This window comes from Opitutus terrae PB90-1 (assembly GCF_000019965.1).
Classification (GTDB): Bacteria; Verrucomicrobiota; Verrucomicrobiia; order Opitutales; family Opitutaceae; genus Opitutus; species Opitutus terrae.
The window spans coordinates 1,379,985-1,390,323 of record NC_010571.1 but is presented as its reverse complement, the minus strand read 5'-3'; the positions used below and the strand labels follow the sequence as shown (position 1 = coordinate 1,390,323).

Here is a 10,339-nt window from a genome sequence, read left to right as displayed (position 1 = left end):
CGCCCGATATTCGCGGCCCCACGGATGCGCTATTTTCTTGCGCATGAAACTCACGTGGTTGCTGGCGGCCCTCCTGTCGACTGCCGTCGCTGGCCAGGCCCAAGTCTCGCTCCAATTCGTCGGCGAAACCGTCACGGGCATTTCCGCGGACGGCCGCGTCGCCGTCGGCACCACGGCGAGCGGCGGGTTTCGCTACACGCGGACGACCGACACGTATGAAGATCTGCCATTTCCTGCGTCCGACGTGAACCATGACGGGTCGTTCGTGGTGGGCGTCGATTTTTCTACGCACCGGCTTTACCAGTGGAGCGGCGGCGTTAGCTCACTCGTGAGCGGCGTGCCTCAACTCGTCGGGACCGCCGTGCTCGCCTCCCACGCGAACCAACTCGGGTCGTATCCGGTGTTTACGAGCGGCGGCGCTTTCATCTACGACGGCACCACGAGCCACTCGGTCGGACTGGCTTTCAGCGAACCCACCGGGCTCTCGAGCGACGGCTCGGTGCTGGTGGGTTTCGGGCCCGACGGTGGCTTCCGCTACGAAGGGGGTGTGCTCACCGATCTCGCGCCGCAGGGGCTCACCTGGGTCGGCGGAATCAGCGGCGACGGCTCGACGATCATCGGGCTCAGTCCGACAATGGGAGCCGTCCGGCTCGACGCGAGCGGGCTCCACCAGATCTCCGCACCGGCCACGGCGACATCCGATTGGGCCGAGCCCACGGCGGTCAGTGCTGACGGCCGGATCATCGCAGGCGGCTTCGCCGGCTCGCCAGACGTGGAGGCATTTTATTGGAGCGCGGCAACCGGGCCGGTGCCGCTGTCGTCGCTCTTTCCCGTGCCTGAAGGCTGGTTCCTCGGCAAGGTACTGGACATGTCCGCCGACGGCAGCGTGATGGTCGGTCAGGCTTGGAACATGGACGGTTCCGAAGCGCGGGGCTTCATCATGAGCGGGCTCCGTTTCACGGCCGCGCCCGAGCCGTCGACCTACGGCGCGGCCGCTGGATTGCTGCTCCTAGCGTGGGTCGGTTGGAAGCGACGGCCTCGCTGAGTCGGCGCGCTTACGTTAACTAACGCCCTTCAGGGGTGAGCTCCGGTTGGCGTCCTTGGTGGCGTCGCCAATTCGGCCCACCGGTGTCCGGATTCGCCAGGTTCGGTCGTTGAGTCGTTGGAAATCCTCAACCGCCATGTCCACGACCACCGCCCCCGCCCTACCCAGGATCGTCTCGCGCGCCGAATGGCTCGCCGCCCGCAAGCAACTGCTCGTTGAAGAAAAGGCCCTCACGCGCGCCCGCGACGCGCTCGCCGAAAAACGTCGACGGTTGCCGATGGTGCGGATTGAGAAGGATTACGTCTTCGCCACGCCCGCCGGTTCGCGCTCTCTCCCGGAACTCTTCGCCGGCCGGAGCCAGCTCTACGTCCATCACTTCATGTGGAACGAGGAAACGCAGACCCACTGCCCAGGCTGCTCGAAAGCCGCCGACCTCGTCTTCGATAATCCCGAACTCCGCGCGTTCCTGGCCGCGCGCAACGTGACCTTCGTCGCCATCTCCCGCGCGCCGCTCGCTCAAATCGAAGCGCGACGCGCCGAGAAAGGCTGGACGTTTCCGTGGTATTCGTCGGCCGGGACCGACTTCAACCACGATTTTCACGTCACGCTCGACGAGCGCCGCGCACCGATCGAGATGAACTATCGCAACAAAGCTGAGCTGCTCGCCGCCGGCATGACCGAGGACCAGCTGACCGGCGACTTTCCCGTGCAAAGCGTGTTCCTGCGCGACGGCGACACGGTCTATCACACCTACTCCACGTTCCAGCGGGGCTCGGATCAGCTCTTCACGCCGTACAACTACCTCGATCTGACGCCTTACGGCCGACAGGAGGAATGGGAGGACTCGCCCGCCGGCTGGCCGCAGCGGCCGATCGGGCTCGCTGACGAGCCGGTCCGAGCCTGACCCGAGCGGAGACACGCGATGGCGCGAACGCACACGCCTCCAAGCGGGCCGCGTCGGCGCGCGCTGCGGTGGACCGCCGGGCTGCTCGCTGTCGCGTTGATGCCGAAATGCTTCGTGTGCCTCGCCGCGTATGCCGCACTCGCGACCGGGCTGGGCACGCTCGGCGCCGAATTTTGCGCGAGTCCTTCAGCACCCGGCGGCGTGGCGCGTCTGGCCACGATCGACGTCTGGAGCATCAGCGGGCTGATGCTCGCGCTCTGCGTTGCCGCGGTCGCGTTGTTCGTGGCGCGCCGTCGACGACAGTCGCGCCAAACACCGCAAACAGAGTCATAGCCGCAAAGAGGCGCAAAAAAGCGCAAAAACGTTCGGGTGCCCCTCAGGGTTTTCGCGTTCTTCGTGCCTCTTTCCTTGGTTCGGATTTCGGTGCGGCTGCGGTCCCGTCGTCCGGCGCGCTACGGTCACGGATTCTTTCAACACGCGCTAGCCTCCGGCCGGCTCTGTCGGGGCTAGCCTTGCGCTGGGGCGCGTCGCATCGCTCGCAGCAGCGCGGGCGCGAACCGCGGACCGAACAGGCTCAGCGCGAGTCCGACGATCACGAGTACTGCGGCTTGCAGTTTCCACGCGGGCAACGCCTCGCCCAAGAGCAGCGAGGAACTGAGCATGCCGGAGACGGGCACGAGCAGCGTGAACGGCGCGATCGTCGACGCGGGATGCCGCGCGAGCAGCCAGCTCCACAGCGAGTAGGCCAGCAGCGTCGAACCGTAGACGATATACGCCACGCTGCCGATCGTCGCGAATCCCGCCTGCGTGAGACTGTGCGCGATCAGCGTCGGGCCCTCGAACACGAGCGACGCCACCGCCATCGGGACAGGCACGAACGCGCCGCCCCACACCACGAGCGCGAGGGGATTGACCGCGCCAAGCCGTTTCGAAACCAGATTGGCGAATCCCCACGAGCACGCGGCCAGCAGCACACAGCTGAGCCCGGCGATCGTGACATCGCCGCCCGTGTGCGCCGCCACGAGTCCGAACCCGCCGAATGCGGTCAGCGCGCCCGCGATCTGCACGACCGAGATCCGCTCCTTCAGCATCATCGCCGCGAGCGCGAGCGTGACAAACACCTGGAACTGCAGCGTGAGCGACGCGAGTCCCGCCGACATGCCGAGCTTCATCCCCAGGAACAGCAGCCCGAAATGCACCCCGAACATCGTCATCCCGTAGAGCGCCAGCTGGTGCCACGGCACCTTCGGTCGCGGCACGAAGAACACCACGGGCAACGCCACGGCGACGAACCGCACGGTGCACAGCAGCAGCGGCGGCAGCTCACGCAACGCCACCTTGATCGCCACAAAGTTCGCGCCCCAGATCGTGACGACCAGCAGCGCGAGTAACAGATGGCGGAACGGCAAGGTGGCGGCGGGCATGACGAGTGGGCTCAGGCATAAGACGGAGATTCCGTTCGCCAACGCCCGAATGCCTGGTCTTCCGACAGTGCCGCGCTTGCCCGTGCAGCACACGGGCTCGGCGCGCCGGGCAAATCGGTGCGCCGCACCGTGATTGGTCTAGACCGATCGGCCACTGGCGCCCGCCCGGCGCTGACGCCCGCGCCGCCAGAGACCAAAACCCAACGCCGCCGCGCCGAGCACGGCCGCATACGTCGACGGTTCGGGGATGGCGCTGGCGCCGACGCTGATCTCGCCCGCCGTGTAAAGCGCGTCGAGGTTCCAAGACAGGCCGGTGGCGAGGGTCGGCAGATTGATCGTGTTGAACGTGCCGGTGACGCTGCCCCAATCGAACAGGTTGAACGTCGCGCCCGTGGCCGGATTGAAATCGTTGATCAGCGAAATCGTCAGCGTGCCGCCGAACGTCGCCGCGCCCGTGATGTCGAGCGCGTCGTAACCGGTCCCGCGCGTAAGCCCGCCGAGCTCCAACGCCAGCGTGCCGGTGGAGCCTTGCGTGAACGAACTGAGCGTGGTCAGCGCGGGACTGTTGCCCGGGGCGTAGGTGCCAAGATTCGACAGCGCCCCGGTGAACTTGCCCGCGCCCGTCAACGTCGCGCCCTCCGCCACTGTGACGCTGCCCGTGCCAAAAGCAGAACCGGAGGCGTTGTTGATCTTCACCGTGCCAGCCGAGATCGTCGTCGCACCGGCATAGGTGCTCGCGCCGGTCAGAGTCCAGGTGCCGCCGCCAACCTTCGTCACCGAGGCGGCGGTCCCGATGCTGCCGCTGAAGGTCGTGCTCGTGCCCAGCGCACCGAGGACCAGCGAGGCAGCCCCCGTGTTCACCGTTCCCGTGCCCGCGAGCGATCCGAGGCTGATCGTCCCGCTGTCGACCGAGTTGGTCGTGGTGAGGGTGCCCCCGTTCATCACGATCGTGGCGGCGCTGCCGTCGGGATTGGAGGGTTGAAACAGCTTCAGCGTGCCGCCGGATTCGACTTCGTAGCGGGCGCTGCCGAGCGAGACGCTGGCCGCGCTCATGTGGAGGAGTCCGCCCGTGATGCGGAAAATAGGCGTGAAGGACGAATCATTCACCACGCTGCCCAGGTTCAGCGTGCCCGTTTCACGCACTGTGATGGTTCCACTGGAAAAACCGGACGTGAAATAGAAGCTGCCAGCGGTGATCGTGGTCGTGCAGGTCAGCGAGCCAAAGTCACCGCCGAACTGTGCCGTGGTGCTGGCACTCCGCGGTGCAATGCCGGAACTCCAGCTCGATCCCACATTCAGGTCTCCGCTGCGCGGCCCGCCCCATGTTACCGTGGCTGCCCGACCGGGATACCCGCAGGCCAGGGCGAACAGGACACACGGGCAGATCAGGCGACAAAATCGGGACATGGCCGCACGCTGGCGCGCCGCAGCCCGCGGCGGGAGCCCGGGGTGACGAAACGGTCCGCGAAAGTGACGAAGGAGCCACACGGGCCGACGTCAGACAGTGTCACGCCCATTTGGATTCGCAGCGGCGACTCACTCTGGCCTCAGGTGCGACGCCAGGCTGTGCGCGCACGCCGGCGCCAAACGGCGAAGCCCAGCACCGCCACCCCGCAAAGCGCGGCATAGGTCGACGGCTCCGGAATCGCGCTGCCCTCGTAGGCGGAAATCGTGAAGTGATACTCGTAGTCCGTCCAGTTGGGGTCCTCGATCGGAGAGCTGAAACTCAGAGAGCCAATCGTGAATCGCAGGCTCGAGATCGAGTGTCCGGTAAAGTCGAGGCCTTGCGGTGTGACAGCATACGTCCAGGTGTAATACGACTCCGGCACGCTGAGTCCGCCGCCGGCATGCTCGACCGTGAGCGAGTCGTCCGCGCCATTGCTGAGCAGCCCTGCGAACGCGGCGAATCCGGGCGTGCTGCTGTTCATCGTAAAGGTGAACCCGGCGTCGGCTGCGGTGAATTGCCGGCCATCGGCGAGCGCGATCGAAAACAGCGGCGGGTCGAAGATCGGGTCCGTGAACTCCGCATGGCCGCTCAGGGTAAACGGAGTCGCGGAGAACGCCCCCAAGCTTCCGCCGCTCAGGTCGATTGCCACGTGACCGAGCAGCGTCTGGGCATGCGCGGCGGAGGCCATTGAGATCAACGTCAGAAGGAAAAGGACATGAACGCAGAATCGTGCGGGGGCGCGAGTCATGGCCTCAGTGTGCCCCGACCGCAGTTCATGAACAGCAACCGGTGACCAAGCGGGCTTGCGTCGTGACGAAGAGGCCAGGCCCGCACGCGCGGAGCGGAACGCAGGCAAAACCCGTCGGCCAATCCGGGTGCCCGGAGCTAGCTAGCCGGGTTCACCCGTAAACTTCGCCGCAAACGCAGCGACGCGCGTCGAGCCAACGCCAGCGGCCCGGCCCGGCCGGCGACGTGCGCGTGCGCGACATCGCGGGAGATCCGATCGACCCGCTGGATCGCCGCGCGGTTGAGCAACAGCGAACGCTCAACGCGTACGAACAGATCGACCGGTAGCACGCTCTCCCACTCGGCCATCGTGCGGCGGATCAGCACCGGCGGTCCATCGGTCAAGTGCACGCGCGTGTAGTTTTCCTCGGCCTCGATGTGGGTGATCGCCGCCACCGTCGCGGTGCGAATGCCCCGGTCCGATTGGAGAAAAACCGTGTCCGTGGCGTGCAACGGCGCGATGGCGGGAGCAGGCGCGATCGTGGCGGTTGCGATGGGTGCGGCGACGCGCGCCAGCGCGCGCGCCAGCCGGTCGGGCGCGACCGGTTTGAGCAGGTAGTCGACGGCGTTCACTTCAAACGCCCGCACCGCAAACGCGTCGTAAGCGGTGACGAAGATCACCGCGGGTGCCGGCGCGCCGAGTCTTGGCAGGAGTGCGAACCCGTCTTCCCGCGGCATTTGGATGTCGAGGAACACGAGGTCCGGCCGAAGCCGCTGGTACTTCTCCGCGGCGTCGGCGACGCTGCGGGCTTCGCCGACGATCTCGACGTGGTCCGCATGCACCGCGAGCAGTCGGCGCAGCAGGTCGCGCGCGGGCGGTTCATCATCAACGATCAGAGCGCGAAGCATGGAAAGGGAGTGTGAAGTGGATCGAGGGAGGTGGACCCGGGGGAGTCCGGAAGGCCGAGCTAGCCCGGCGGTTCCTGGAGACGCGACGCCCTCGTCGCGTCCGAGGGAAACCACGACGGCGGTGTCGCGGTGAGCGCTCCGAACGCGTTCTGCAGCCGAATCCGTACGGTCACCTCGCCCTCGGTCGAGAAGGTCTCGAGCTGATGATCGTCCGGATACAGCAGGGCCAGCCGGCGGCGGAGATTTTCCAGACCCGTGCCGTGCGGACCCGGCGCCGTTGAAGGTTCCACCCAATCGCCGGTGTTCGTCACCGCGATCTGCACTTCGCCACGGCGCGGCGACGTGACGCGCAGCCGCACGCGGTAGGGCGGCTCGGACGTCTGGCGGGAGTATTTCACCGCGTTCTCGATCAGCGGCTGGATCAGCACACCCGGCACCGGGAGATCGCGCGCCTCGTCGTCGATCGTGCAATCGGCGAGGAGCTCGCCACGAAACCGCTCCTGCTCGACGGCCAGGTAGTGCATCGCGGCGTCGTATTCCGTGCCGAGCGGCACGGTCGAATCGTGCCGGTGGCTGAGCGAATAGCGGAGAAACGCCGCGAGCCCCTCGACGACGCGTTTGGGCCCCGGCTGATCGGGCGCGAGCGTGGCGAGGATGGTGTTGAGCGCGTTGAAGAGAAAGTGCGGGTTGACCTGCGCGCGCAGGAGCTGGAGTTCCGCTTCGCGGCGCACGGTTTCGGCCTGCGCGAGATTGAGCTCACGTTCGCGGGCTTCGCGCTGCGCTTTCAGCCAGAAATAAAGCAGGCTCCAGGCGACATAGAGCATGCCGCGATACCCAAAAATACCAAAGCTGACCAGCGGGTCTTCGGGATAACCGAGCGCCGCGAAGACCACGCGGCCCGCAAACGTGTCGATCATCCCGGCAAGTGCCGCCGTGAGCGTGATCCATGCTCCCAACCGAAACGGGCTGATCGGCTCGCGCAGCTGGCGGTAGAACCAGCCGAATGCGGTCGACAGCAGCAGCCCCAGCGGCTCGCGCGTCAGGGTGATCGCGAGCGCAATGAACACCGAGTCGTAAGCGGCCAGCTTCAGCGGGAACGTGGCGGCCGCGAGCAGACCCCAGCCGGCGAGTTGGATCCGCCAGAAAAGCGGGACGCGTGCGAACTGGCTCATGGCTGCGGCGCAGGGTTGTGATCGCCGGAGCGCCCGCAAGCTCGCGGTCGTCAGGCGGCCAACTCGGTGACGAAGCAGCCCGAAACCGGGATGAAGCGGGCCGGCGGCGGCCGTAGCCGCGGAGCGAGACGACGCGCCCAGACGAGTGGCGGCAGCATTCATCCGGTCGCGCGAGTTCCGCGCGACACCACGGAGTTTCGACCGATCGGGGGCTCGGTGGAAGGCATCGGCGCGCAGACCATGCGTCTCCGGCATCCAAACACAAGTCGTACCTATGTTCTATCGCGGCCCTTCCCTGCGTTAACGCACAGGCTCAGGAGAATCGAGCGGCCCGCTGAGTGAGCAGCCGGAGTGGATCGGGAACGCCTCGCGCGCGCTTCAGCGCCACGCCAGCCTCAGCGGCACGCGGCGGCCGTTGAGCAGGACGCCCACAGGCGTCGATCGCACCAGCAGGTGATACGTGGCAAGTGCAACGAGCGTAGCCACTGCGGTGACGGTGACGAACTTCAGCCCCGCGGACCAGTCCGTGCGGCTGAGCGCCACCTGCAACGCCACGACGATGGGCAGGTGGATCACGTAGACCCAGTAGGACGAGTCGGCGAGATACCTCCAGAGAGCGCTCTCCGTCTGTCGCCAGCGGAGGAACAGCCCGACGCTCGCGAATATGCAGCTCCACATCATCAGGGCGTAGGCAAACTGAAAGAGCGGCCAAAGCACCGGACTCGGGTTCGCGCGAATTCCACCGCTCACAACCAATGCCAGCAATGTGGCCGCCCCCGCCGCGCCCGTGTGCCAGTGCCAGCGGCGACAGAGCGATTCGAGCAATTCCGTCTGCCGGTGCAGTTGCCAGCCGAGCGCAAACACCAGCGAGTAGAGCAGTAGCGCGGGCACGTGTGGCAGGAACGTTTTGTCCGGTGTGTCCACGCCCCACTCCCGCATCGTCAGCAGCACCAATCCCGTTGCTCCCGCGGCCAGCGGCAGTCCCCAGGCGGAACCGAACACCCACCGGCCGACGGCGTCGGCAACGCGGCACCAGCGCTCCCGGATCCCGTCCTGTCGCGCAAGGAGCCAGCGCGCGCCAAGGAACACGGCGTACACGAGCAGCAGGTAATACAGGAACCAGAGGTGCGTCAGCGGGAACGCCGCGCCTTTCTCGCCGATGACGAATCGCGTCAGCTCCCGTAGTGCGTGGCCGTAACCGGTCGCCAGCGCCGGGCCGATTGCGGCCCGTGCCGCCTGCATCGAGGCCCAGATCCAGCAGAAGGCGAGCAACGGAAACACCAGCATCCAGCCGAGCACGAAGGGCAGCAGGATCCGCTTGAGCCGGTTCTGCCAGAAGGCCGGACCGCCGCGGCGCAGATAAAGCAGTCGGCCGAAAAATCCCGCCAACAGGAAAAACACCTCGAGCCGGAACGAGTGCACCACCAGCACGAAGATCGCGAAGCCCACGTGCGTGTTGCGGTCCACCACCGCCCAAGCCGGCGCCCCGCCCGGCAGGTAGGCCAACGCCGCGTGCAGGACGACGCCGGCCAGCAACGCGCTCGCCCGCAGTGCATCCAGAGAATGGTTTCGCTCGGCCACGGCGCTCACGGCCGCTTGTTCTAACGAGACGGCATGGAGTGCCGAGCGCGAATCCAGCAACGGCTCCGACCAGGGTCTGTCGGCAGCGCGGCTGGGCCGAACGGTCGGCGCGAGTTTTCCCTGCACCGGCGCGCAATTCATCGCGGAGTTTTCGATTGCCTCGCCCGTGCAGATGGCGCCTTTCGAAACACGCTCCTCGCCATGTGCCGGAATTTCCTTGGTCCCCTCTTTCATCTTTGTGTGTGGTTCGCCACGTTCGTGGGCCCAGCGGTGTCGGCCCAGCCCACCGAGCTCTGGCGCTCCTGGAACCAGCCGGTCGCGCCGTTCCGGATCGTGGAGAACGTCTACTACGTCGGCGCCTCCGACATTGCCGCCTATCTGATCACCACACCCGACGGCCACATCCTGTTGGAAACGGGGTTTGCGGAAACGGTGCCACTGGTCCGCGCCAGCCTGCGCCAGCTCGGCATCGAGCCGCGCGACATCCGGATCCTGCTCACGAGCCACGCGCACATCGATCACGCCGGCGGGTTGAAAGCGATGAAAGCGCTCACCGGAGCGCGGCTGATTGCTAGCGCGCCGGAAGCCGCGGCGCTCGCGCGCGGCGGACGCGGCGACTTTCACTACGGCGACCAACTCGCCTTCGAACCCGTGACCGTCGACGAGATTGTCGCGGATGGCGGGACCGTCACGTTGGGGGGCGTCACGCTCACGGCGCACCTGACGCCCGGCCACACGCCGGGTAGCACCACGTGGACCTGCCGGGTGAGGACGGGCGGACGCGAGCTGGATGTCGTGTTCGCCGCCAGCGTGTCCGCGCCCGGTTACCAACTCGTGAACAACGCGGCCTATCCGGACATCTGGCGCGATCTGCAGGCGTCCATCGCCGCCCTCCGCGCTCTCCCCTGCGACGTGTTCCTCGCTCCGCACGGCCAAGTCTTCGGATTGACCAACAAGGCCCGGCGACTCGCCGAACACCCGGAGACCCACCCGTTCATCGATCCGGACGGCTACCGGGCCTTCTGCGACGACGCCGAAGCCCGGCTGCGCAAGCAGCACGCGGAGCAAGCCGCCGCGCTTGAGGCGCGAAACAAGAGGTAGGGAGCCTCATGCACTTTCAAGTGGCCGTTC

The 10,339-nt window shown here is 66.8% G+C and carries 10 protein-coding genes; 4 read left to right on the top strand and 6 right to left on the bottom strand.

The annotated features are described in order from the left end of the window. Window positions 1-43: 43 nt before the first annotated feature. The 3 genes from OTER_RS05720 to OTER_RS05710 all read left to right on the top strand — a co-directional run bounded on the left by OTER_RS05720 (window position 44) and on the right by OTER_RS05710 (window position 2,282). Window positions 44-1,045 carry a hypothetical protein gene (locus OTER_RS05720; RefSeq protein ID WP_012373947.1) on the top strand — a complete coding sequence of 334 codons (1,002 nt, stop codon included), beginning with the start codon at window positions 44-46 and terminating at the stop codon, window positions 1,043-1,045. A 136-nt stretch (window positions 1,046-1,181) separates the two neighbouring features. Then, complete coding sequence (locus tag OTER_RS05715; RefSeq protein WP_012373946.1) at window positions 1,182-1,949, top strand: DUF899 domain-containing protein; 768 nt, start codon at window positions 1,182-1,184, stop codon at window positions 1,947-1,949. Window positions 1,950-2,048: 99 nt separating this feature from the next. Continuing rightward, a complete protein-coding gene (locus tag OTER_RS05710) occupies window positions 2,049-2,282 on the top strand; it encodes a hypothetical protein (protein ID WP_012373945.1) in 234 nt (77 codons plus the stop codon). A gap of 173 nt (window positions 2,283-2,455) precedes the next feature. Here the strand turns inward: OTER_RS05710 and OTER_RS05705 are convergent, their stop codons facing one another. From OTER_RS05705 to OTER_RS05680, 6 genes are all read right to left on the bottom strand, one after another. Further along, complete coding sequence (locus OTER_RS05705) at window positions 2,456-3,373, bottom strand: O-acetylserine/cysteine exporter (protein ID WP_012373944.1); 918 nt, start codon at window positions 3,371-3,373, stop codon at window positions 2,456-2,458. 138 nt (window positions 3,374-3,511) lie between these two features. Beyond that, window positions 3,512-4,780, bottom strand: a complete 1,269-nt coding sequence (locus OTER_RS05700) for an autotransporter-associated beta strand repeat-containing protein (protein WP_012373943.1) — start codon at window positions 4,778-4,780, stop codon at window positions 3,512-3,514. Between the two features lie 140 nt (window positions 4,781-4,920). Further along, a complete protein-coding gene (locus tag OTER_RS05695) occupies window positions 4,921-5,508 on the bottom strand; it encodes a PEP-CTERM sorting domain-containing protein (protein WP_012373941.1) in 588 nt (195 codons plus the stop codon). Between the two features lie 197 nt (window positions 5,509-5,705). Then, window positions 5,706-6,455, bottom strand: a complete 750-nt coding sequence (locus tag OTER_RS05690) for a LytR/AlgR family response regulator transcription factor (RefSeq protein WP_012373940.1) — start codon at window positions 6,453-6,455, stop codon at window positions 5,706-5,708. Window positions 6,456-6,514: 59 nt separating this feature from the next. Continuing rightward, window positions 6,515-7,627, bottom strand: coding sequence for a sensor histidine kinase (locus tag OTER_RS23765; RefSeq protein ID WP_012373939.1), 1,113 nt, complete (start codon window positions 7,625-7,627; stop codon window positions 6,515-6,517). 378 nt (window positions 7,628-8,005) lie between these two features. Next, window positions 8,006-9,217, bottom strand: coding sequence for an acyltransferase family protein (locus OTER_RS05680; protein ID WP_012373938.1), 1,212 nt, complete (start codon window positions 9,215-9,217; stop codon window positions 8,006-8,008). A 192-nt stretch (window positions 9,218-9,409) separates the two neighbouring features. On the opposite strand from OTER_RS05680, the gene bla reads away from it, so the two are divergent. Then, a complete protein-coding gene (gene bla / locus OTER_RS05675; protein WP_012373937.1) occupies window positions 9,410-10,309 on the top strand; it encodes a subclass B3 metallo-beta-lactamase in 900 nt (299 codons plus the stop codon). Window positions 10,310-10,339: the final 30 nt, after the last annotated feature.

Excerpts from the sequence above, each read along its gene's own strand:
- OTER_RS05690 (WP_012373940.1), bottom strand. The coding sequence starts at position 6,455 with ATGCTTCGCGCTCTGATCGTTGATGATGAACCGCCCGCGCGCGACCTG.
- OTER_RS05695 (WP_012373941.1), bottom strand. The coding sequence starts at position 5,508 with ATGGCCTCCGCCGCGCATGCCCAGACGCTGCTCGGTCACGTGGCAATC.
- OTER_RS23765 (WP_012373939.1), bottom strand. The coding sequence starts at position 7,627 with ATGAGCCAGTTCGCACGCGTCCCGCTTTTCTGGCGGATCCAACTCGCC.
- bla (WP_012373937.1), top strand. The coding sequence starts at position 9,410 with ATGTGCCGGAATTTCCTTGGTCCCCTCTTTCATCTTTGTGTGTGGTTC.
- OTER_RS05700 (WP_012373943.1), bottom strand. The coding sequence starts at position 4,780 with ATGTCCCGATTTTGTCGCCTGATCTGCCCGTGTGTCCTGTTCGCCCTG.
- OTER_RS05710 (WP_012373945.1), top strand. The coding sequence starts at position 2,049 with ATGCCGAAATGCTTCGTGTGCCTCGCCGCGTATGCCGCACTCGCGACC.
- OTER_RS05705 (WP_012373944.1), bottom strand. The coding sequence starts at position 3,373 with ATGCCCGCCGCCACCTTGCCGTTCCGCCATCTGTTACTCGCGCTGCTG.
- OTER_RS05715 (WP_012373946.1), top strand. The coding sequence starts at position 1,182 with ATGTCCACGACCACCGCCCCCGCCCTACCCAGGATCGTCTCGCGCGCC.
- OTER_RS05720 (WP_012373947.1), top strand. The coding sequence starts at position 44 with ATGAAACTCACGTGGTTGCTGGCGGCCCTCCTGTCGACTGCCGTCGCT.